This window comes from Arthrobacter glacialis, from assembly GCF_002909415.1.
In the GTDB taxonomy this organism is placed as follows: domain Bacteria; phylum Actinomycetota; class Actinomycetes; order Actinomycetales; family Micrococcaceae; genus Specibacter; species Specibacter glacialis.
In genome coordinates this window covers 1-20,693 of the sequence record NZ_PPXB01000009.1, presented here as the reverse complement: position 1 = coordinate 20,693, position 20,693 = coordinate 1, and the positions used below count along the sequence as shown (strand labels likewise).

Genomic DNA, 20,693 nt, shown 5'->3' with positions numbered 1-20,693 from the left:
GTGCGATGTGGAGACGCTTAGTCAACCATCCGCCGCTGCGCGTTCAGCATGGCAGCCTTGATGCGCCGGCGCAGAAGTTCGGGGTTCGCCAGATCCGCCCAGACCACCCGGATGAAGCTCCACCCCGCCTCCATCATTTCGCGTTCACGCAGCCGTTCCTCATAAATGGCCTCATCCGTGGGTTTGAAGTCGAAGTACTTGGTTTTGCCGTCAAACTCCAAGGCCAATTTGATGTCCCGCCATGCCCCGTCCACCCGGTAGGCGTTTCCCCGGACAATCAACCGCACTTGGTACTCCGGCGCGGGGATGTCCATACCTGCGATGAACAATCGTGTCCGGGTTTCCCCTGCTGACTCTGATCCGCTATCCAGTGCGTCAATGACCTTGCGCGCCGCGGCCACGCCGCGGTGGCCGGCAAGTGTGTCCAGCAGCGCGAGCATTGCTTCGATCTTGGCTCCCTGGTGCAATCCGCTGTCACCAATGATGACTGCTGTGACAAAAGGCGATGTCCGGGCACAGTCAACAATGGTTTGCTCCAGCGACGTGAGCCTCACGATCCCCATGTGACGGCGCCGAATCCGCATCAGCTGTTCCGGGGACACCGTACGCCGGTGCACTGTGACGCCCCGAACCTTACTGGTGGACGATAGGGAAGAAGGTGAGCTCACGTGTATCTCGCGGCCTGCATTCCACACCCGCAACCCCAGCAAACGGGCGGCGCTGAGATGGCTGTAGCAGGCGTTTCCGTGAGTGGCCAGGGCATGGGCGCGAAGTCTGAGCATGTCCTGCTCCCACGGCGTCTTCTGCTGCCACTCCACCAGTCGGATGTAGACACCGTGCCTGATGCGAAACAGCAGGCCGCACGCCCTTGCTGCGTTCAACACCCGCGGGCCAAGCCCGGCCGCAGTCAGTTGGTCCGTCGCGGCAATGGTCTTCCCTGCGGGCCAGTCCCGGGTGATTTTGCTGGCCAGATCGCGCGTTTCCATGAATCCAGCATCGCCCTGCATTCAACCCAATTCAACGGGGGCGTGGCGCTCCTGTGGATAACCTCGACCATGCAAACGGCGACCGCGACCCCTCACTTTCCTCGAGGGCGTGCCAAACGGGTGGGGGCGCATGAAATTTCATGCTCCCCCACCCGTTTGGCACGCCCTCGGCTGGAGGGACCGCCGTCGAACGTAAAGGTTGGCGGCTAGACGAACTGCCAAATCAGGGCAGCCATGCCGAAGCCCACAATGGACAGCACGGTTTCCAGCACAGTCCAGGTCTTCAAGGTGTCCTTGACGGACATGTTGAAGTATTTGGAGATGATCCAGAAGCCGCCGTCGTTGACGTGGCTGGCAATGACGGAACCGGAGGCAATCGCCATGACAATCAGGGCCAGCTGCGGTTGCGAATACCCGGCGGCGAGAACACTGGGGGCCAGGATGCCGCCGGTGGTCACAATGGCCACTGTCGCCGAGCCTTGGGCAATGCGCATTCCGGCGGAGATGACGAACGCGGAGAGCAGCAGCGGCAAGCCAGCCGTGGACAGCGAGTCGGCGACGGCCTTGCCCACACCGGTTGCACCAAGGACGGCACCGAAGAAGGCGCCGGCACCCACCACCAGCAGGATCATGCCGACAGGTCGCAGCGACGTTGATGTCAGCTCGGCCAGTTCGTCCCGGCTCATGCCGCGGCGCGTGCCAAGCAGCCACATGGCCAGCAGCACGGCCACTGTCAGGGCGATGGCCGGGTTGCCCAGGAATTGCAAGGTGGTACGCAGGCCGCCGTCGGGCAGCGCAATGTTTCCAAAGGTGCCGCCCAGGATCAGGATCATCGGGGTGCCGATGGCCAGCAGCACGGTGCCCAGGCCGGGATCGCCGAGGGCCTTGGCCTCATCCGATTCCTCAATAACACTGTCCTCAGGCACGTTCACCATGACGCGCTTGCCAATCCAGGTCCCCCAGAGAATGCCGGAGGCAAACCAGGCCGGAATACCGCAGGCCAAGCCCATGATGATGATCCATCCCAGCTCCACGTGGAAAAGCCCGGCAGCGGCCACGGGGCCCGGGTGCGGAGGCAGGAATGCGTGGGTGACTGACAAGCCGGCAAGCAGCGGCAAGGCGTACAGGGCCAGCGACTTCCCGCCCTTGATGGCGGCCACATAAACCAGCGGCGCCAACACGAATATGCCAATGTCGAAGAAGACCGGGATACCCAGCACAAAACCCGTAATACCCATGGCCAGGGGCGTGCCCTTTTCGCCAAAGATCTTGACGAGCCGGCCCAGCAGCACCTCGGCGCCGCCTGAGCGTTCCAGGATGGCGCCCAGCACAGTGCCCAGGCCGATGATGACGGTGATGTGGCCAAGGATCCCGGCGAAGCCCTTTTCAATGATGGCGTCGCTGCTCTTGGTGGCCGAACCGACCAGGTCCTGCACGGACACACCGCCGGCCAGTGCCACCAGGACACCCACCACCAGAAGGGCAATAAAGGGTTCCAGCTTGACCTTGATGATCAAGACCAGCAGGACGGCAATGCCCACGCCGGCCAGGAGCAGGAGCCCCGCCGTGTCGTGGTGCAGCCAATTAACAAACTCTGTCATGGGAGGAACTTTCGAAAGAAGATGATTAGCGAAGAATGCTGGTGAATGCGGCAGCGCGTGCTGTGATGTCTGCCCAGGTTCCGGCAGCCACGACGGCGGGCGGCACCACTGCCGTGCCGCAACAGACGGCGAGTGCGCCGGCGGCGAGGAAGTCTTGTGCATTGGCCGCGTTGATTCCGCCGGAAGGCAGCAGCTTGACGCCCGGGTAGGGGCCCTGCAGGTCCTTCAGGTAGGCCGGGCCCATGGCGCTGGCCGGGAAGATCTTTACGACGGCGGAGCCCAGGTCAAGCGCCATGGCCACCTCCGTGGGGGTCAGGGCGCCCAGGGCGAAGGGGATGCCGGCGTCCGCGGCAACCTTGGCCACCTCGGGGCGGATGCCCGGTGTCACCAGGAACTGGGCGCCGGAATCGATGGCTGCCTTGGCCTGCTCGGCGGTGAGGACAGTGCCCACACCCACCACGGCACCGTGTTCGGCGGCGGTTTCGGCGGCACGGGCAACGTGCTTGAGCAAGTTGGGGGTGGTGTAGGTCAGCTCGACCCCGGTGATGCCGCCTGCCACGAGGGCTCGGCATAGTTCTGCGGCGTCGGCAATGTCCGGGGCGCGCACTACTGCGATGGTGCGGTCTGCTTCGAGCCGGGCAATAAATTCAAGATTGTTCATGGTGTGGTTCGTGTTCCTTCCTGGGTGCGGCGCAGGGCCCGGCCGGCGCGTGCACCGGTGGGTTTGCCTGCCGCGATGGCGGCAACGCCGTTGACAAAGACGTAGTGGATGCCGGCTGCGGCCTGGCGCGGCTCGGCAAAGGTGGCTGTGGCGTTGACGGTTTCCGGGTCAAAGAGCACAAGGTCCGCGGCGTAGCCGGCCCGGACCAGGCCGCGGTCCACGAGCTTGAGACGTGCGGCGGGGCGGCCGGTGAGGTGGTTGACTGTTTCCTCAAGGGTCAGCAGTCCCAGTTCGCGGCTGTAGTGGCCCAGGTAGCGCGGGAACGTGCCCCAGGCCCGCGGATGCGGTTTGCCGCCAACAAGGATGCCGTCGGAACCGCCGGTGTGGGTTTTGTGCACCATGATGGCCTGCACGTTTTCCTCGTGGCCCACGTGCTGCAGGATGCCCGTGGCCATCTCGTCGCGCAGCAGGATGTCAACGAAAACGTCAAAGGGGTCCTGGCCGGTTTCCTCGGCAATCCGGGCCACGGTCTTGCCCACATAGCCATCCAGGTCAGGGTTCCTGACCCCGGAAATTTCCAGCGTCTCCCACTCAGCCACCACGCCGTGGCAGCCATCGGAACCGTAGATCTCCACGTTTTCACGAATGCGCATCAAGGTGTCCGGGTCGCGGAGCCGTTCCATGGTGGGCAGGCTGCCGCCGGCCGAGGCCCAGCTGGGCAGGATCGCCGACAAGGTGGTGGCACCTGGCAGGTACGGGTACGTGTCCAAGGTGATGTCCACGCCGTCGTCCAGGGCACGGTCAATGAGCCCCAGCAGTTCCGGAGCACGGCCCTTGTTCGGGGCAAAGTTCATGGTGGCGTGGGAGAGGTGCAGGGCGCAGCCGGTTTCGCGGCTCAATTCAATCATTTCGTCGTACGCCTCGAGGGCGCCCTTCCCGTAGGAACGGTGGTGCGGGGCGTAGAAACCGCCAAACTCGGCCACAGTGGAGCACAGCTGCGCCAACTCCTCGGTGGTGGCGTACATGCCCGGGGTGTAGGTCAGCCCGGAGGACATGCCCACGGCGCCTTCCTCCATGCCTTGGCGGATAACGGCCTGCTGCGCAGCGATCTCCTCGGCACTGGCGTCGCCCTCGCCGAAGCCACGCACCATGGCGCGGACAGTGCCCTGGGGAATCAGGTAGGCCGCATTGGTGGCAATGCCCTCGTCAAGGCGGTCCAGGTACTCCCCCACGGTGCGCCAATTGAAGTCGAAGTCCTCGGGGTTGTCATTCCAGCCGGCAATCTTTTGCCGCACGCCCTCAAGCGTGAGGTCATCGATCGGCGCGTAGGAGAGCCCGTCCTGTCCCAGCAGTTCGGTGGTGACACCTTGGCTGAGTTTGGCGTAGTGCTCCGGGTTCAGGAACAACTGCAGGTCCGAGTGGGCGTGCATGTCGATGAACCCCGGGCTCAGCACCAGCCCGCTGGCGTCAATGGCGCCGTCGTCCAACGGAATCGTGCCGGGGGCGGTAATGCTGTGGATGGCGCCGTTTTCAAGGACGACGTCGGCGGCGAACCTGGGCGTGCCGCTGCCGTCCACGACGGTTGCGTTGGTGATGACTGTGCGCACGGCAGCGTTTGGGGTCGCCATGGATTAGAAGAACGTGTGGATGAGATCCACAACGCGGTTGTCGCTGTCGGCATCGGCCAGGACGGGGATGAGCGTCCACTTGTCAAAGGCTGTGCAGGGGTGGGAAAGACCCAAACGGACCACATCGCCGATGTTCACGGTGGTGGTTTCAGGATCAAAACGCAGGAAGCAATGCTGGTCATTGACGGCGCTGATGCTGGCGCCGGCCAGCTCTGCCATCTCACCACCCAGAGACGTCCCGAGCAGTTGCGGTTCAGGCAGGCCCTCATCGACGGGCATGTCCCGCTTACCGGCGTCGAGGATGGCCAGGCCCGGTTCGGGTGCGGAGACCACACGGGCCCAGGCATGCATGGCTGAGGCGAAGGGCGCCTGCCCGGCTTCCGCACGTGCACCACGGGCGAAGGGGGAAATGCCACGGTAGAAGCCGTCGTCGTGCACCATGTAGGCGCCGCTGCGGATGATCACGTCAATGCGGGGGCCGCCGTTTGCGCCGTCGCTCGAGCAGCCGCCGAGCACGTCCACGACCTCGTCAAAGTAGGCGCTGCCACCGGCTGTGACGATGATGTCGGCATCGTGGGCGTAGAGTCCTTCGCCCAGCAGGGCCTCGTGGAGGTCCTTGACGCCCGAAAGGTAGCCACGGACAGCGGTGAGGGCATCGGCGTCGGCCGTGTGAGCCAGGGAGCCTTCGTAGCCGCCCACGCCAACCAGGCGCAAATGCTTGGCGGCGTTGACGGCCCGGGCAAGTTCAAGGGCCTGCGCAACAGTCCGGATGCCGGTGCGTCCGCCGTTTCCGCCCAATTCCACGATCACGTCAATGACCGAGCCGGGAATTGCCGAGAGCACGTGTTCCTGCAGGGCCACTGTTTGCAGGGAGTCAACCCAGGACACCACGGAGAAGGCTGGGCCTTGGGTGGCCGCCAGCCAGGTGATGGCAGCGGGGTCGGTCAGGCTGTTGGCAACCATGACGCGCTGAAGCCCAAAGGCGTGGCCCACCCGCAGCTGGGAGGCGTTGGCCAAGGTGATGCCCCAGGCGCCATGGTCAAGCTGCTCGCGCCACATTTGCGGTGCCATGGTGGTCTTGCCGTGAGGTGCCAGCAGCACGCCCTTGCCAGCGCACCAATCTGCCATGTGCTCAACGTTGGCACCCAAGGCGGCAGCGTCAAGGGTCAGCAGGGGTGTTGGCAGCTCAGCCAGGGTGACGCCGGAGGCCACAAACGCGCCGGCACTCTGGCCGTGGGACGATGCCGGAACAGCCTTGAACTTCCAGCTCAATTCAATCGCATCCAGCGCATCCACCATGGCGGAATTGATGGCGGATCCAGTTTTGACCGCGTTGTTCACCGATGCTTGCGTGCTGCCCATTGTTGCTTCCCTTCACAGGCCAGACATCCGACCCCGTTGCGTATTTTGCAACGCTAGTTGCAAACTCACCAAGAGCATGTCTAACATGGTCTGGATTCGTCCGTCAAGGCGGGAATGAGATGCCAAGCACAGCCAAGGCTGTTGGAAACTCCCTCCGTCCCCTTGATTTACCAGTGAAATTAGTCGCCCAACCGTGTGAGAGGAAGTGCAGAGAGTCCATGCTTTCAGTTGTTTGCATCGGAGAGACGATGGCCATGCTCACCCCCACACACCAAGTGCCGCTAGCTGAGGCCACGGAACTGTTTTATGGCGTGGGCGGAGCAGAATCCAATGTGGCCATGGGCCTGGCCGCCATGGGTGTCGCTGCCCATTGGGTGGGCCGTGTTGGCGACGACGGTTTTGGCACCCGCATCCTCAACGACCTGTCATCCCATGATGTGGGCGTCAGCGGCGTGGAACGCGATGACACCCGCGCCACGGGCCTTTATGTGAAGATTCCGGCGTCCTCGCAATCGGACTCCGAGGAAAGCTCCGTGCTGTACTACCGCCACGGCTCTGCAGCCTCGGCCATGAGCCCTGCCATGCTGGACAACCCCGCCGTGGCAACCCTGCTGGATCAGGCCGCCCTGATCCACCTCAGCGGCATCACGGCAGCGCTCTCCCCCGACTGCCGGGCGCTACTGGCAGGCATCCTGGCCCTTCCCCGCAACGGCCGGCTGGTCTCCTTTGACGTGAACTGGCGCGGGGCACTGTGGGCCCAGGAGGACGAAAGCATCCTGCGCACCCTGGCCAACCAGTCCGACGTCGTGCTGGTGGGCGCCGATGAAGCCATTGCGGCCTTCGGCACCAATGACGAAGCGGAACTGCGGGCCATGCTGCCGGACCCGGCGGTCATTGTCCTCAAGAACGCGCACACCTCGGCGATTGCCCTGATGCGCGACGGCGGCCGGGTGGAAGTGCCGTCCCTGAGCGTCTCGGTGCTGGAGCCTGTGGGTGCCGGCGACGCCTTCGCTGCCGGCTACCTCAGCGGCATGCTCTTTGGCCTTGACCAGCGCTCATCCCTGCGCCGCGGCCACTTGAGCGCCGCAGCCACCCTGACTGTCCCCGGGGACCGCGGCCCGCTGCCCAGCACCGAGGTGCTGGAAAAGATCCTGGCCTGCTCCGAGGCTGACTGGGCCGCCACGCATGTGGCGCCCGGCCGGATCGACTCCCCCGTACTGACAGGAGCCCTGCCATGAGCCAAAGCCTGGTCCGCGCCCTGGATCTGATGGCGCAGCTGGCGAAGCAGCCCGCCACGCTCGATGAGCTGGCCTCCACCTCCAACGTCCACAAGACCACCGTGATGCGCCTTTTGCACTCACTGGAGGCCGAACATTTTCTGGTGCGCAACAACGCCGGGCAGTTCCAGTTGGGGCGCAAACTCTTTGAACTGTCCTCTCTGGCGCTGGAACAACGGGATCTGCGGCAGGTGGCCCGCCCACATCTAGCCAGGCTGAACGACCAAACAGGTCACACCGTGCACTTGGCTGAGCTGGAGGGCGCCGAGGTGGTGTACATCGACAAATTCGAGTCGCACCACCCGGTCCGGATGTACTCCAGGATCGGCCTCACCGCGGCGCTGCATTCTGCGGCCGTGGCAAAGGTCATCCTCGCTGACATGCCGCGCTCGCGCCAGGAACAAATTGCTGCCGGGCTGGACTACGTCAAAATGACGGAGCACACCCTCACCACCCCTGAAGCATTGCTGGCTGAGCTGGCCACTGTGCGCGACCAGGGGTGGGCGCAGGACAAATCGGAGCATGAAGCGATTGTGCACTGCGTGGCAGCACCCATCAGGGACGCATCGGGACGTGTGGTGGGGGCGGCATCATTCTCGGTCCCGGTCGTGCTGCTGAACTATGAAGACTTGCTGAAATTACTGCCAATACTAATAAACGGGACCGAGGCCATCTCGAAGGATTTGGGCTGGGTCTCCAATGAAAGGAACACTCGATGAGTGAAAAAACTATCGTCTTGACCGAAAACGCTCCGGCCCCGGCGCATGTCTTCTCCCAGGGAGTCAAGAAGGGCGGCCTGTTCCAGGTCTCCGGCCAGGGCCCCATGGACCCCACCGTCAATGAGTACATTGGCGCCGGCGACGTCCGCGTCCAGACCCGCCGCACGCTCGAGAACGTCAAGGCCATCCTGGAAGCCGGCGGCTCCAGCGTTGAAGACGTCATCATGTTCCGCGTCTACCTGACCACGCGCGACGACTTCCCCGCCATGAACGAGGTTTACGGCGACTTCATCAAGGAGAACGTGCCCAGCGGCGCACTCCCCTCCCGCACCACCGTCTTCGTTGACCTGCCGCACGAAGTCATGCTCGTGGAGATCGACGCCCTGGCCGTCACCGCCTAATCCCCTTTTTTACAACTGACCCGCAGAAAACGCCGAAAAATCGATGAAAATCGTGTTTTTTCGTCGTTTACTGCGGGTCAGTTGGCATTTTAGCCTGCCGTGACGAGCGGATCGCCGGGAGGCGAATTGACGCCGTCGGAGGACTCCACTGGCAGGCCGTTCCTGGCCCAGTATTCAAGGCCGCCCAACATTTCCTTGACCGGATAGCCCAGCTCGGCGAAGGCGAGGGCGGCAAAGGTGCTGCCGTTGCAGCCCGGCCCCCACGAATACACCACTACCGGTGTCCCGGCGGGGATGAACACGGCCGCCTGGGCCGGAATGAGCGCCGTGGGCAGGTGCAGGGCTCCCGGGATGTGCCCGTGCTCCCAGGAGGCGTGGCGGCGGGTGTCCACCAGCACAAACTCCCCCGACGCGAGACTCCCGTGGACGTCCATCACGTCAATCTCAAAATCCAATTTGTTCCGAAAATACTCGGTGGCTGCGCTCATGCTTCCAGCATAAAGCGGCATCATGACCGCACTTCAAACTGACCCGCACAAAGCGCCGAAAAACGCCCCAAATTCGCGTTTTTTCGGCGTTTTCTGCGGGTCAGTTGTAAAAGTTAGCCGAGGGCCCTTGGATGCGCCGCAGCATAAACTTCACGCAGCGTTTCGGCCGTGACGAGCGTGTACACCTGCGTGGTGGTGACCGAGGCGTGGCCCAGCAGTTCCTGCACCACGCGGACATCGGCACCGCCCTCCAGCAGGTGTGTGGCAAAGGAATGGCGCAGCGTGTGCGGGGAGACGACTGTCTGGACCTGTGCAGCCTCGGCGGCGGCCTTCAGGATTGTCCACACGCTTTGCCGGCTGATCCGGCCACCTCTGGCATTGAGGAACAGGGCAGGCGTGCCGGCGCCCTTGGCCACCAAAACGGGGCGCCCGCGCACCAGGTAGGCCTCCAGGGCGCGCAGGGCGTACGAGCCAATGGGCACAATGCGTTCCTTGGAGCCCTTGCCGAAGAGCCGCACCAGCGACGGTCCGTCATCGAGACTCTCGGGAAGAACCAGGTCGTCAACGTCAAGCCCCACTGCCTCGCTGATGCGGGCACCGGTGGAGTACAGGAATTCGAGCATGGCCGCATCCCGCAGGCCGGTGGGGGTGTCCGTGCCGGCCGCTTCCAGGATGCGCGTGACGTCGTACACGCTGATGGCTTTAGGCAATCGCTGCCCGGCTTGGGGCGGGTGTATGTCTGCTGCGGGATCGGCGTCGCTCATGCCCTCCAAAGCCCAGAACTTGTGCAGGCCGCGCACAGCCACCACTGTTCTTGCCACCGAGCGCAGGCCCAGAGCTGAGCCGCCGTCGGCCCCGTCAGACAGCCCTTGGGCAAACTCGCTGACATGGTGGCGGGTGATGTGGCCCAGTTCGGTGACGTGGGCGGCGGCAAGAAACTCCTCGTAGCGCCGCAAGTCCCTGGCATAGGCCTGCAAGGTATTGGCCGCCAAGCCACGTTCAACGCCAACGTGGAGCAGATAATCTTGAATGCTCCTGGCCAGCACCGAGGAAGTTTCCGGCGAGGTCACCGCTGGCGCTGGGCCGGGTGTTCTGGCCATGGCGCACCAGCCGGGCGCAAGGAGGCAAAGCCGTCACGTTGCGCCTGAGCTGCCGCCAAAATGCCTACGACGGCGGACGGGTTGTGAATGCGCCCCTCCAGCACGGCGGTGGCGGCCTCGGCAAGGTCAACCCAGCGGAACTCGATTTCGGCTTCCTCTTCCGTGCGCACGTGGCGTTCGGCCTCGGGCACCATGGAAAGTCCGCGTGCCAGATAGATTCTGATGGCTTCGCTGGAGGAACCGGGAGAGTTGAAGAAGTCGGTCAGAACATGCCATTGGGCTGCCACAAGATCGGCCTCTTCAGCCAATTCGCGGGCGGCACCTACAACATAGTCCTCGCCCTCCACATCCAAAAGGCCGGCCGGGATCTCCCAGAGGACCATCTGGACGGGATGCCTGTACTGGCTCAGCATCAGGACTTGGTTGTGGTCGTTCAGCACCACAACGGCCACCGCCCCAGGGTGGGCAATGTAGTCACGGGTCAGCGGTTTGGCACCGGGAGCCAGCGAAAAAGTATCTGAGACTACGTCCCAGATGCGGCCCTGGTACACCGTCGAGGAGGACTGCAAGGGGCGGTGGCTGAGAGTGTCAGCCACCGGCTCCCCCGCTGGGTGCATCGTGTCCGTCCAGGACGGTGTACCGGGCGCGGTCATTAAACTTCCAACAACTGTGTTGCTTTTTGGCGTTCCAGGGCTGCAGCCACCAGACCGGCAAAGAGCGGGTGCGGCCGGGTGGGGCGCGAGCTCAATTCCGGGTGTGCCTGGGTGGAAACGTAGTACGGGTGCACCTCACGGGGCAGTTCAACAAATTCCACGAGCTTGCCGTCAGGTGATGTTCCGGAGAACACCAAGCCAGCTGCTGCAATCTGCTCGCGGTACTTGTTGTTGACCTCGTAGCGATGACGGTGGCGTTCGGAAACGTCGGTGGTGCCGTAGGTCTCCGCAATGACGGAGCCTTCGGTCAGCACTGCGGGGTAGAGGCCCAGGCGCATGGTGCCGCCCAGATCGCCCTTGCCGCCCACAATGTCCAGCTGCTCTTCCATGGTGGCAATGACGGGGTACGTGGGGTTGTCGTCGAACTCGGAGGACGATGCGCCTTCCAAGCCAACAATGTTCCGTGCGTACTCAATAACCATGGACTGCAGGCCGAGGCAAAGACCCAGCGTGGGGATCTTGTTTTCGCGGGCAAACTTCAGCGCGCCAAGCTTGCCTTCCAGGCCACGGATGCCGAAGCCGCCGGGCACGCAGATGGCGTCAACGTCGCCCAGTGCCGTGCGGGCACCGGCTTCGGTTTCGCAGTCATCGGAGGGGACCCAGCGAATCTTGACCTTGGTGCTGTTGGCGAAACCGCCGGCACGCAGGGCTTCGGTAACGGACAGGTAAGCGTCCGGCAGGTCAATGTACTTGCCCACCAAGGCGATCACAATGTGGTGAAGGGGGTTGTGGACGGCTTCAAGAAGCTTGTCCCACTTGGTCCAGTCCACGTCCTTGAACGGCAGGTCCAGGGCACGCACAATGTAGGAATCCAGGCCCTGCGAGTGCAAGGTCTTGGGGATGTCGTAGATGCTGGGGGCGTCCGGGCAGCCAATGACTGCTTCGACGTCAACATCGCAGGCGCGGCCAATCTTGGTGTGCATTGCCGCGGGCAGGACACGGTCGGAGCGCAGGATGAGGGCGTCGGGCTGGATGCCCAGTGAGCGCAACGCTGCAACAGAGTGCTGCGTGGGCTTGGTCTTCAGTTCCTGGGACGGGCCAATGTAGGGCACCAGGGAAACATGTGCGAAGAACACATTGTTGCGGCCAATGTCCTGGCGGACCTGGCGTGCCGACTCCAGGAACGGCTGGGATTCGATGTCGCCAACAGTGCCACCAATTTCGGTGATGATGACGTCGGGGGCGTTCTTGCCTTCGGCAGGCAGGCGCATGCGACGCTTGATCTCGTCGGTGATATGCGGGATGACCTGAACAGTGTCACCAAGGTATTCGCCGCGGCGTTCCTTGGCAATAACTGTTGAGTACACCTGACCTGTGGTGACATTGGCGGAGCCCTCAAGATTTTCATCAAGGAAGCGCTCGTAATGGCCAATGTCCAGGTCTGTTTCGGCGCCGTCGTCAGTGACGAAGACTTCACCGTGCTGGAAGGGATTCATTGTGCCAGGATCCACGTTGAGATAGGGATCGAGTTTTTGCATTGTGACCGACAGGCCGCGTGCACGGAGAAGGTGGCCGAGGCTGGAAGCCGTCAGTCCCTTACCGAGCGAGGACGCGACTCCGCCGGTGACGAAGATGTGTTTGGTCGTCTTGGACTGACCACTGAACCGGGAATTTGATCGTTGCACCACGGGATTCGAGCCTATCATCTAATGAGCCAATAAACGTTCGCGGACGGTACTTACATTAAGCATAGGCGCCCCTTGTCCTAGGATGCGGGGCGTGCTGCCTGCGCCAACAATTCCTTGGCGTGGGCCTGCGCAGTGGCTGAGTCCTCCTGCCCTGCAAGCATTCGAGCCAATTCCACAACCCGTTCCTCGTACGTCAAAAGCCGCACATTGCTGGTGGTAATTCCTGTTGAGTTTTTGCTCACAGAACTCTTGGTGACCAGGATGTGTTGGTCCGCAAATGCCGCAACCTGTGGCAAGTGTGTGACCACCAATACCTGCACATGTTGGGCCAGCATGGCCAGCCTGCGCCCAATTTCCACCGCAGCCTTGCCGCCTACGCCGGAATCAACCTCGTCAAAAACAAAAGTCGGCACCGGGTCCACGGCTGCCAGCACCACTTCAAGGGCCAGCATCACGCGGGAGAGCTCACCACCGGAGGCGCCCTTGCCCAGTGGCCGCGGCAGCGCGCCTGCGTGCGGGGCCAGCAGGAAGGCAATATCGTCCTCGCCGTGGATGCTGCGCTCGGCCGTGGTGATGTCGATGACCAGTTTGGCGTCCGGCATGGCAAGCGCTTTCAGTTCGGCGCTGACAGCCTTGGCCAGCTTGGCAGCTGCCGAACTGCGCAAGGTGGTGACCTCGGCTGCCAGGACGCCCAACTCAGCCAGTGCGGCCGTCTCCTGCGCCTCGAGGGACTCGATGCGGCCCGAATCATCACTGAGATCCGCCAGCCGAACACGTGCAGAGTTGGCCCAGGCAAGGACTTCATCAATGCTCGGGGCGTATTTGCGCACCAACACGGCCAGGGCTCCCCGCCGGTCCTCCACCTCGGAAAGCCGCCCGGGACCGTCCGAATCCAGGGAGGTGGCGTAGCTGGCCAGGTCCCGGGCGATGTCGGCCAACAGGTATCCCACCTCGGAAAGCCGCTTGGCGGTTTGCGTCAGCTCCTCATCGCTGGCGGCAACAGCCTCGACCAAGCGTTTTGCTGTGTCCACCAGGGCCGCCGCGTCAACGCCATCACCGTAGTCGGCAGCACTCAGCGCCTCATGGGCGCCCAAGGCGGCTTTGCGCAGCTCCTCAACATTGCCCAGCTTCACAGCCTGGGCCTTGAGGATCTCGTCCTCGGCCGGCAAAGGGTCCACGGCATCGATCTCGGCCAAGGCCGTTGACAACGACTCGGCTTCGCGCAGGCGTTCCCGGCTGGCTGAGCGCAGCAGCGCCAGCTCGGCCTGCGTTTCACGCCACCGCTCAAAGACCTGCTTGTAGCTGCGCAGTTTGGCAGCAAAACCCTTGTTGGCTTCGGCCGCAAACTTGTCCAGGGCCACTCGCTGGGCAGAGGGGTTCTTGAGCCGGATCTGGTCCGACTGCCCATGCACGGCAACCAGGGCCTCCCCCAGCTCGTTGAGCACACCAATGGGTGCACTGCGCCCGCCAACATGGGCCCGGCTGCGCCCATCGGCACTGACTGTGCGGGCCAGGATCAGTTGCGCACCGCCGTCGAACTCGTCAATGTCGGCCCCCGCCTCCAGGGCGCGCAGCAGTGCCGGATGGCCCGCAGGCAGAGTCAGGGTCGCTTCAGCGGAGGCTGACTTTGCCCCATTGCGGACGGCTCCGGCATCTGCCCTGTTGCCCAGCAGAAGTCCGACGGCGGTCACCACCATGGTCTTGCCGGCGCCGGTCTCGCCGCTGACGACGCTCAGGCCTGGGCCCAGCGGCAGGGTTGATTCGGAAATGACGCCAAGGTCGCGAATGCGAATCTCTTCAATCACTTGGTCTCCTCTCCGTAGAACCCCTGGGTGCCGGAGTACTGGCTTTCCTGGGGTGGAATTCTCAAATCCGGCAGCTGGGGAATGGGCCCCGTGCGTGGGCCTTCCAAGGATGTTTTAGGGCGCAGGGTGTTGATGATGGGCAGCTGGGTGGTGGTTGGCTGGGACTCCTCGGCCGAAGGGCCGCGCCAGCCTTGCACCGGCAGCTCAAACTTGCGCACCAGGCGTTCGGAGAAGGTGGATTGCTGTGTCCTGGCCAACTTGACCGGCTTGGACGAGCGGGTGACCTCGATGCGGGCGCCGGGGAGCAGATCCACCGTGCGCCTGCCATCGCACCAAATGACGCCGTAGGCGCCGTTGCGGGTCAGCACTTCAACGGCCAAGGTGGAGGTGGGTGCCACCACCAGCGGCTTGGCAAAAAGTGCGTGGGCGCTGATGGGGACCATGAGCAGGGCTTCCACCCCGGGCCACACCACGGGGCCGCCGGCAGAAAAGGCGTAGGCCGTGGATCCTGTGGGCGTGGCCATCACCACGCCGTCGCAGCCAAAGGAGGTCAGCGGCCTGCCATCGACTTCGGTGACGACTTCAATCATGCGTTCGCGGTTGCCCTTTTCCAAGGCAACTTCATTCAGCGCCCAGGTGTGCGCCACCACTTTGCCGGCGACCTTGACCACCACGTCAAGGCACATACGTTCCTCGACGGTGTACTTGCGCTGCACCACTGCCGCAACAGTTTGGATGAGCTCCTCGCGCTCGCTCTCGGCCAAAAAGCCCACATGGCCCAGGTTGACGCCGAGCAGGGGCAGGTCAAAGTCGCGCACAATTTCTGCGGCCCGCAGAATGGTGCCGTCGCCGCCCAGGACCATGACCAGTTCAATGTCGGCCAAGGTGACATCCCTGTCAAGGATCTCCATTTTGACCCCGGAAACCCCCAGGTAGCCTGTCATGTCTGCCAGTTCGTCGGCGTACATGACGGGAACAATACTGTTTGCATGAAGTTCCACGCACGCCTCGAGGGCTGCCAGCATCGACTCTTCACGGCCGGTATGGGCCAGAATCAAGACGCGCCGTGTCATGTGCTGTTTCCTCATCACGTTGTAGCAGGAGAACTTATTACTGGACTACTTGCTGCCAGCCCCTTGCACAGCAGGCCACAGCTGGGCCAGCAATGTCTGAACTGCCAGCTCTTGTTCTTCGATCTTAGGCGCAGGCCCTGACACTTCACGGCTAGCCAGCAGAAAATACTCAACATTTCCCTCTTGGCCGGGCAGGGAACTGGTGCCAATGCCGTGCAGGCGCAAGCCATTGGCGACGGCGGACTGGGCAACCAGGGCCACTGCCCGGCGTCGTTCATTCTCACTGCTGACAACACCCGTGCGGGCCAGGCGGTCCTTGCCCACCTCAAACTGGGGCTTGACCATGAGCAGCAGCTCACCGCCCTCCTTGGTGGCCAAGGTCAAGGGGCCCATGACCTTGGTCAGGGAGATGAAGGACAGGTCACAAACTGTGAGGTCTGCTGCACCGCCCATGTCCTCGGGGTGCATGTAGCGAATGTTGAGGCCCTCGTAGACTTCCACACGAGGATCGTTGCGCAGGGACTCAACTAGCTGTCCGTGCCCCACATCCACGGCGGCGACCTTGGCCGCACCGTTGCGCAGCAAAACGTCAGTGAAGCCACCTGTTGAGGCGCCTGCGTCAAAGCAGCGCTTGCCGGCAATGCTGACCTGCGGGAAATGCGCCAGGGCACCAGCCAGTTTGTGGCCGGCGCGGGAGACGTAGTCCTCTTCAGTCCCGGGGGCCAGCTCCAGTTGCGTCAGCTCCGTGACAGAATGCGCGGCCTTGACTGAGGTGATGCCATCAACGCTGACCCGGCCAGCCTTGATGAACGTGGCGGCCATGGTCCGTGACTGGGCAAGGCCGCGGTTGACCAGTTCTTGGTCCAAACGGGTCATGGGGATACTCCTTTGAGTGCAGCGGAGGGGTCGGCGTTGAGTTCAATTTCCAGCCCCACTAAGACGGTGGCGTACAGCTCTTTGTGGTCCCCCACCGGGAGCTGGCCGGCCGCAGCGGCCAGCTCCACCAGCGCGTCAACGCCGGGATCGCCGGTGGGCTCGGACGCTGCGATTATTACTTCGTTCATGGGAGGGTGCTGTGCCAAGTGATGACTGGTGTGGTTGCCGCATCCGCCTGGGGCACTGCAGCCCACCACGCGGCACACGCGGCCCGCCACGCATCTGGATCGTCAGTGGTGCCGGCAATGTGAACCGTGTCCACGGACTCGCCGTCACTGCCACGCGTTACGGTCGCGGCAGCGGCACCACAGGTGACTGTTGCGCCGTCGAACTCAATGGCCGGGTAGGCGCTGTACAGCTCCTTCAGCGTGGGGATGATGAACGTGGGCCGCTCAGCTGTGCAGGCGCGCAGCGCAGTCTCGCCCGAATCCACACCCGTCAGGACCAGGGCCGTGGCCATTCCGGCGTTGTTGCCGCCCAGAATGTCGGTGTCCAGCCGGTCACCCACCACCAGGGGCGCCTTGGCACCCAAACGATTGGCGGCTGTGTGGAAGAGTGGCGCTTCAGGTTTTCCTGCCACCAAGGGGTCGTGGCCGACGGCGGCACGCACCGCTGCGACCAAGGTCCCGTTGCCGGGGGCGATCCCCCGATCCCGGGGAATGGTCATGTCCGTGTTGGTGGCGATCCATACCGCACCAGCATTGATGGCGTAGGTGGCCTCGGCCAGATCAGCCCAGCCAAGTCCCGGGTCAAAGCCCTGGATGACTACCTGCGGTGAGTCGGCAGCGCCTGCAACGATCTCCATGCCAAAGGCCTGAACTTCCTGAGCCAAGGCCTCGCTGCCGGTGACCAGAACCTTCGTTCCGGCCGGAAACTTTTGGGCCAGGAGGGCAGCGCCAGCCTGTGCAGAGCTGACCACTTGATCGTCGTCGGCAGGGGCGCCAAGCTCGCGCAAATGGGCAGCGACCTGCGCTGGCGTACGTGAGGCATTATTCGTCACGTACGCCAGCTTTACGTTGAGCGAGGCAAGGCCGCTCAACGCGTCAATGGCGCCGGGAATGGCGGCCGGACCGGCGTAAACCACGCCGTCCAGATCCGCCAAAACCGCGTCATAGTCAGTGAGCAAATTCTTAGCTGTCACTGTTGTTGTGCTCGCCGGAATCCTCGCCTTCGGCGAAGGCTACGTCAGCTGAATCAACCTCGTCAGCACTGTCCTGATCTGATTCAGCATCATCAGATTCAAAGTAGGAAGACTCGGCGTCGTCAACGTTCGGCTCGTCCAACTCTGCCGCCTCGGCATCGCTGGAGGTGAGCTCGGCTGCTGCCAAGGTAGCGGCGTCGTTGATGACAGGTGCCGTGGCCGGAGCCATGACATCGGAAACGCGAACACGAGCGCGCGGCGCGTCCAACGGGATGTCTTCATCGTCGCCCAGGTCCATGATGATCTGGTCGGTGCTGTCATCGATGCCCAAGGCTTCCTCGGCCACCAATGCCTGGCGTTCCCACGTCTTGGCCTCATCCTTGCGGTCAGCTGCGCGCAACACCATGCCATAGGCACGGAACAGGCGCGGGCTGAAGGAGAACGCACGGTTGATGTCCAGCTGCGGGATTTCCAAGGCCGACAGAGCAGCGTCAAGTTCGCCAAGATCGCCGCGGGCACCGGATTCAACAATGGCCAATTCAACCTTGCCGGCCGTGTCCAACGTTGCTGCGTCCTCAGACTTGATCAAGTCCAGTGCGCGGTCCGGGCGGCCCAAGCCGCGTTCGCAGTCTGCCATCAAGGGCAGGTGAACGTTGGAGCCACTGATGCGACGGAAGGTGCGCAATTCACGCAACGCCTCGTCGTACTTGCCGGCTGCATAGGCCGTCATGGCCACTGCTTCACGGACACAAGCCAAACGGCCACCACGACGGCTTGCTGCCAGCGCGTGCTCGAAAGCCAGCTCCGGTTCGAAGTCGATCAAACGGCCGGCCATGACCAAGTGCTTGGAAACCCATTCGTTGTTGCGGGAATCCAGGATGCGCAGCTGGGCGCGGGTTACCTTGTCCAGCTCTTCACCCGTGACATCGCTGTCGATGTGCGGTGAACGGTCGCGGTCCGGGCGGTTGGAGCTGCGCAGATCGCCAGCGTTACGCTCCGGAGCCGTGCGGGGGCCGCGTTCTTCGCGTGCACCGCGGTTGTCACGGTCACCCGACGGGCGGTCGTTGCTGCGTGCGGGACGGTCACCGTAGGGGCGGTCGCCACCGGAGCGTGCCGGACGGTCGTCACGGTTGCCATATGTGGGGCGGTCGCCACCGGAGCGTGCCGGACGGTCGTCACGGTTGCCATATGTGGGGCGGTCGCCTGAGGGACGGTCGTTGCTGCGTGCCGGACGGTCACCGTAGGAGGGACGGTCACCTGATGGGCGTCCACCCTGGCCGCCGCGGTCATCACGGCCGCCGAAGGAGGGGCGGTCACCTGATGGGCGGCCACCCTGGCCACCGCGGTCATCGCGGCCGCCGAAGGAAGGGCGGTCGCCCGAGGGGCGTCCACCGCGGTCGTCACGGTTGCCGTAAGAAGGGCGGTCGCCTGAGGGACGGTCGTTGCTGCGTGCCGGACGGTCACCATAGGACGGGCGGTCCCCTGAAGGGCGTCCACCCTGGCCACCACGGTTGTCGCGGTCACCAAAAGGCTTGCGGTCTTCGCGACGGCCATTCACCATGGGACGGTCAGCACCGCGGTTGTCACGGTCACCGTATGAAGGGCGATCGTTGCTGCGTGCCGGACGGTCACCATAGGACGGACGGTCACCTGAAGGGCGGCCACCCTGGCCACCACGGTCGTCGCGGCCACCGAAGGAGGGGCGATCGTTGCTGCGCGCGGGGCGGTCGCCGTAGGGACGGTCGCCACCGGAGCGGGCCGGACGGTCGTCACGGTTGCCGTACGAGGGACGGTCGCCTGAGGGACGTCCGCCCTGGCCACCCTGGCCACCGCGGTTGTCGCGATCGCCGTAGGAGGGGCGGTCGTTGCTGCGTGCCGGACGGTCGGTGTAGGGACGCGCCGGCTGGCGGTCGTTGGTCGCCGGACGGTCACTGTAAGGACGGCCACCACCATTGTTGTTGTCGCGTCCGCGGGAGTTACCCTCGCTCTTGCCTTCGTAATGCTCAGCCATGTCGACTCCTAAACCTTCGAGCGCACTAACTGGCACAGTAACAGCCGCTCTTCACTATTGATGATCTTTGAAAAATCTCTGGACCCATTGGTCCATCTACCAGTCTAGTCGAGCTTTACGGCTCCACCCATGAATCTGGCGTATCTGGAGCAGATGAGTGGCCAATCACAGACAAACACGCCGTCAGAGGCACTCTCGAGCCTAGAAACTTGCTGGTAATCGATTCTGACGCGGGTCATGTCCCCGTCAACCGGTTCAAAATGGATTTCTATCTCAGCTGTGCCGAACTGCTCTTGGCCCAAGGTCCACTGCAATTTGATGAACGACGGCGATTCCCACTCATGGACGTCGGCCCAGACCAGTTCGTCGCCGTCCAACGATTCCTCCACCAGGTGGTCGCGCAAAATGGCAACCGTGCTGCCATCGCCGAAGACGCTCTGCTCCGAGACCGGCCACCACAGATGGATGGCGTCGGTGAAGCCGTCAAACGCCTGGTCGACTGGAACATCGATCACAACCGACTCAACAAACGATTCAGCGGCCCGGGGCGATACATAGTCCGGTTCATGTGCGTGGGAAAAAAGATTAGGCATCCACCTACTTTACGTCTCCAACACCCGGATGGCATGACCCAAGGCTGCATGAAAATCCTACAGGCCGGCTGTTAAACATCTGACCCGCAGTAGTGGTCGAAAAAACGTGTTNCAAGGGAGGCCCCACACCGTGGTGTGGGGCCTCTACCTTTTTTACGTGTTGTCCGGCGGTGTCCTACTCTCCCACATCCTCACGAATGCAGTACCATCGGCGCTGTGGGTCTTAGCTTCCGGGTTCGGAATGGGACCGGGCGTTTCCCCCACGCTATGACCACCGTAACTCGTTCCCCAAACCGTTCAGCAGGTGCTGGTGGTTGGGTGGCTTGTTGGGTGTTCTGTGATGAACAACAGTATTTTATTATACAGGCTCCTTGTGACCGTTCCACACTTTTTTGGGGTGGGGGTGGTCACAGGGGTTACCTGTCATTTTTTTGGTTTCCGTTTCAACTAACAAACTCTGGGTTTGTTGGTTGGGAACCACATAGTGAACGCGAGCAATTTATGCTTTATAAGGTGTGTGTAGTGTAAGTTATCGGCTTATTAGTACCGGTCAGCTTCACGAGTCTTTAG

At 63.1% G+C, this 20,693-nt stretch carries 19 protein-coding genes and 1 rRNA gene; 3 read left to right on the top strand and 17 right to left on the bottom strand.

From position 1 onward, the window contains the following. Positions 1-17: 17 nt before the first annotated feature. The 5 genes from CVS28_RS11905 to CVS28_RS11885 all read right to left on the bottom strand — a co-directional run bounded on the left by CVS28_RS11905 (position 18) and on the right by CVS28_RS11885 (position 6,238). The gene (locus tag CVS28_RS11905; RefSeq protein WP_133159119.1) at positions 18-986 is read right to left on the bottom strand and encodes a type IV toxin-antitoxin system AbiEi family antitoxin domain-containing protein; all 969 of its coding nucleotides are present in this window, start codon (positions 984-986) and stop codon (positions 18-20) included. Positions 987-1,192: 206 nt separating this feature from the next. Continuing rightward, the gene (locus CVS28_RS11900; protein ID WP_103466307.1) at positions 1,193-2,587 is read right to left on the bottom strand and encodes a GntP family permease; all 1,395 of its coding nucleotides are present in this window, start codon (positions 2,585-2,587) and stop codon (positions 1,193-1,195) included. A gap of 25 nt (positions 2,588-2,612) precedes the next feature. Further along, the gene (locus CVS28_RS11895; protein WP_103466308.1) at positions 2,613-3,248 is read right to left on the bottom strand and encodes a bifunctional 4-hydroxy-2-oxoglutarate aldolase/2-dehydro-3-deoxy-phosphogluconate aldolase; all 636 of its coding nucleotides are present in this window, start codon (positions 3,246-3,248) and stop codon (positions 2,613-2,615) included. Continuing rightward, positions 3,245-4,876, bottom strand: coding sequence for an N-acyl-D-amino-acid deacylase family protein (locus CVS28_RS11890; protein WP_243399861.1), 1,632 nt, complete (start codon positions 4,874-4,876; stop codon positions 3,245-3,247). The genes CVS28_RS11895 and CVS28_RS11890 overlap by 4 nt, the downstream gene beginning before the upstream one ends. 3 nt (positions 4,877-4,879) lie before the next feature. Next, the gene (locus CVS28_RS11885) at positions 4,880-6,238 is read right to left on the bottom strand and encodes an alanine racemase (protein WP_103481647.1); all 1,359 of its coding nucleotides are present in this window, start codon (positions 6,236-6,238) and stop codon (positions 4,880-4,882) included. Between the two features lie 218 nt (positions 6,239-6,456). On the opposite strand from CVS28_RS11885, the gene CVS28_RS11880 reads away from it, so the two are divergent. From CVS28_RS11880 to CVS28_RS11870, 3 genes are read left to right on the top strand one after another with little or no spacing between them, the layout of a single operon-like run. Then, positions 6,457-7,476: a sugar kinase gene (locus CVS28_RS11880; RefSeq protein ID WP_103481646.1), complete on the top strand. Its 1,020-nt coding sequence runs from the start codon at positions 6,457-6,459 to the stop codon at positions 7,474-7,476. Further along, the gene (locus tag CVS28_RS11875) at positions 7,473-8,234 is read left to right on the top strand and encodes an IclR family transcriptional regulator (RefSeq protein WP_103481645.1); all 762 of its coding nucleotides are present in this window, start codon (positions 7,473-7,475) and stop codon (positions 8,232-8,234) included. Before CVS28_RS11880 ends, CVS28_RS11875 begins: the two co-directional genes overlap by 4 nt. Next, positions 8,231-8,635, top strand: coding sequence for a RidA family protein (locus CVS28_RS11870; protein ID WP_044571890.1), 405 nt, complete (start codon positions 8,231-8,233; stop codon positions 8,633-8,635). The genes CVS28_RS11875 and CVS28_RS11870 overlap by 4 nt, the downstream gene beginning before the upstream one ends. A gap of 89 nt (positions 8,636-8,724) precedes the next feature. Here the strand turns inward: CVS28_RS11870 and CVS28_RS11865 are convergent, their stop codons facing one another. The 12 genes from CVS28_RS11865 to rrf form a co-directional block, all read right to left on the bottom strand. Further along, positions 8,725-9,123 carry a rhodanese-like domain-containing protein gene (locus CVS28_RS11865; RefSeq protein ID WP_103481745.1) on the bottom strand — a complete coding sequence of 133 codons (399 nt, stop codon included), beginning with the start codon at positions 9,121-9,123 and terminating at the stop codon, positions 8,725-8,727. 113 nt (positions 9,124-9,236) lie between these two features. Next, the gene (gene xerD / locus CVS28_RS11860) at positions 9,237-10,223 is read right to left on the bottom strand and encodes a site-specific tyrosine recombinase XerD (protein ID WP_103466312.1); all 987 of its coding nucleotides are present in this window, start codon (positions 10,221-10,223) and stop codon (positions 9,237-9,239) included. Then, positions 10,190-10,876, bottom strand: coding sequence for an NUDIX domain-containing protein (locus tag CVS28_RS11855; protein WP_243399860.1), 687 nt, complete (start codon positions 10,874-10,876; stop codon positions 10,190-10,192). The genes xerD and CVS28_RS11855 overlap by 34 nt, the downstream gene beginning before the upstream one ends. Next, positions 10,876-12,582 carry a CTP synthase gene (locus CVS28_RS11850; protein ID WP_103481644.1) on the bottom strand — a complete coding sequence of 569 codons (1,707 nt, stop codon included), beginning with the start codon at positions 12,580-12,582 and terminating at the stop codon, positions 10,876-10,878. Before CVS28_RS11850 ends, CVS28_RS11855 begins: the two co-directional genes overlap by 1 nt. 59 nt (positions 12,583-12,641) lie before the next feature. Further along, a complete protein-coding gene (gene recN, locus CVS28_RS11845; RefSeq protein WP_103481643.1) occupies positions 12,642-14,369 on the bottom strand; it encodes a DNA repair protein RecN in 1,728 nt (575 codons plus the stop codon). Continuing rightward, positions 14,366-15,442 (bottom strand): NAD kinase, encoded by a 1,077-nt coding sequence (locus tag CVS28_RS11840; protein ID WP_103466315.1) that lies wholly within the window; start codon positions 15,440-15,442, stop codon positions 14,366-14,368. Before CVS28_RS11840 ends, recN begins: the two co-directional genes overlap by 4 nt. Positions 15,443-15,487: 45 nt before the next feature. Continuing rightward, positions 15,488-16,318, bottom strand: coding sequence for a TlyA family RNA methyltransferase (locus CVS28_RS11835; protein WP_103481642.1), 831 nt, complete (start codon positions 16,316-16,318; stop codon positions 15,488-15,490). Beyond that, positions 16,315-16,506, bottom strand: coding sequence for a hypothetical protein (locus tag CVS28_RS11830; RefSeq protein WP_103481641.1), 192 nt, complete (start codon positions 16,504-16,506; stop codon positions 16,315-16,317). The genes CVS28_RS11835 and CVS28_RS11830 overlap by 4 nt, the downstream gene beginning before the upstream one ends. Continuing rightward, positions 16,503-17,519 carry an HAD-IIA family hydrolase gene (locus CVS28_RS11825; RefSeq protein ID WP_103481640.1) on the bottom strand — a complete coding sequence of 339 codons (1,017 nt, stop codon included), beginning with the start codon at positions 17,517-17,519 and terminating at the stop codon, positions 16,503-16,505. The genes CVS28_RS11830 and CVS28_RS11825 overlap by 4 nt, the downstream gene beginning before the upstream one ends. Further along, entirely contained in the window at positions 17,509-19,530 is a 2,022-nt protein-coding gene (locus CVS28_RS20150; RefSeq protein WP_103481639.1) for a hypothetical protein, read from the bottom strand. The genes CVS28_RS11825 and CVS28_RS20150 overlap by 11 nt, the downstream gene beginning before the upstream one ends. Positions 19,531-19,634: 104 nt before the next feature. After that, positions 19,635-20,123 (bottom strand): SRPBCC domain-containing protein, encoded by a 489-nt coding sequence (locus CVS28_RS11815; RefSeq protein ID WP_103481638.1) that lies wholly within the window; start codon positions 20,121-20,123, stop codon positions 19,635-19,637. 162 nt (positions 20,124-20,285) lie between these two features. Beyond that, a 5S ribosomal RNA gene (gene rrf / locus CVS28_RS11810) occupies positions 20,286-20,402 on the bottom strand. Positions 20,403-20,693 lie beyond the last annotated feature (291 nt).

Excerpts from the sequence above, each read along its gene's own strand:
- CVS28_RS11835 (WP_103481642.1), bottom strand. The coding sequence starts at position 16,318 with ATGACCCGTTTGGACCAAGAACTGGTCAACCGCGGCCTTGCCCAGTCA.
- CVS28_RS20150 (WP_103481639.1), bottom strand. The coding sequence starts at position 19,530 with ATGGCTGAGCATTACGAAGGCAAGAGCGAGGGTAACTCCCGCGGACGC.
- CVS28_RS11885 (WP_103481647.1), bottom strand. The coding sequence starts at position 6,238 with ATGGGCAGCACGCAAGCATCGGTGAACAACGCGGTCAAAACTGGATCC.
- CVS28_RS11855 (WP_243399860.1), bottom strand. The coding sequence starts at position 10,876 with ATGACCGCGCCCGGTACACCGTCCTGGACGGACACGATGCACCCAGCG.
- CVS28_RS11890 (WP_243399861.1), bottom strand. The coding sequence starts at position 4,876 with ATGGCGACCCCAAACGCTGCCGTGCGCACAGTCATCACCAACGCAACC.
- CVS28_RS11865 (WP_103481745.1), bottom strand. The coding sequence starts at position 9,123 with ATGAGCGCAGCCACCGAGTATTTTCGGAACAAATTGGATTTTGAGATT.
- CVS28_RS11905 (WP_133159119.1), bottom strand. The coding sequence starts at position 986 with ATGGAAACGCGCGATCTGGCCAGCAAAATCACCCGGGACTGGCCCGCA.
- xerD (WP_103466312.1), bottom strand. The coding sequence starts at position 10,223 with ATGGCCAGAACACCCGGCCCAGCGCCAGCGGTGACCTCGCCGGAAACT.
- CVS28_RS11840 (WP_103466315.1), bottom strand. The coding sequence starts at position 15,442 with ATGACACGGCGCGTCTTGATTCTGGCCCATACCGGCCGTGAAGAGTCG.
- CVS28_RS11875 (WP_103481645.1), top strand. The coding sequence starts at position 7,473 with ATGAGCCAAAGCCTGGTCCGCGCCCTGGATCTGATGGCGCAGCTGGCG.
- CVS28_RS11815 (WP_103481638.1), bottom strand. The coding sequence starts at position 20,123 with ATGCCTAATCTTTTTTCCCACGCACATGAACCGGACTATGTATCGCCC.
- CVS28_RS11830 (WP_103481641.1), bottom strand. The coding sequence starts at position 16,506 with ATGAACGAAGTAATAATCGCAGCGTCCGAGCCCACCGGCGATCCCGGC.
- CVS28_RS11880 (WP_103481646.1), top strand. The coding sequence starts at position 6,457 with ATGCTTTCAGTTGTTTGCATCGGAGAGACGATGGCCATGCTCACCCCC.
- CVS28_RS11850 (WP_103481644.1), bottom strand. The coding sequence starts at position 12,582 with ATGATAGGCTCGAATCCCGTGGTGCAACGATCAAATTCCCGGTTCAGT.
- CVS28_RS11870 (WP_044571890.1), top strand. The coding sequence starts at position 8,231 with ATGAGTGAAAAAACTATCGTCTTGACCGAAAACGCTCCGGCCCCGGCG.
- CVS28_RS11895 (WP_103466308.1), bottom strand. The coding sequence starts at position 3,248 with ATGAACAATCTTGAATTTATTGCCCGGCTCGAAGCAGACCGCACCATC.
- CVS28_RS11900 (WP_103466307.1), bottom strand. The coding sequence starts at position 2,587 with ATGACAGAGTTTGTTAATTGGCTGCACCACGACACGGCGGGGCTCCTG.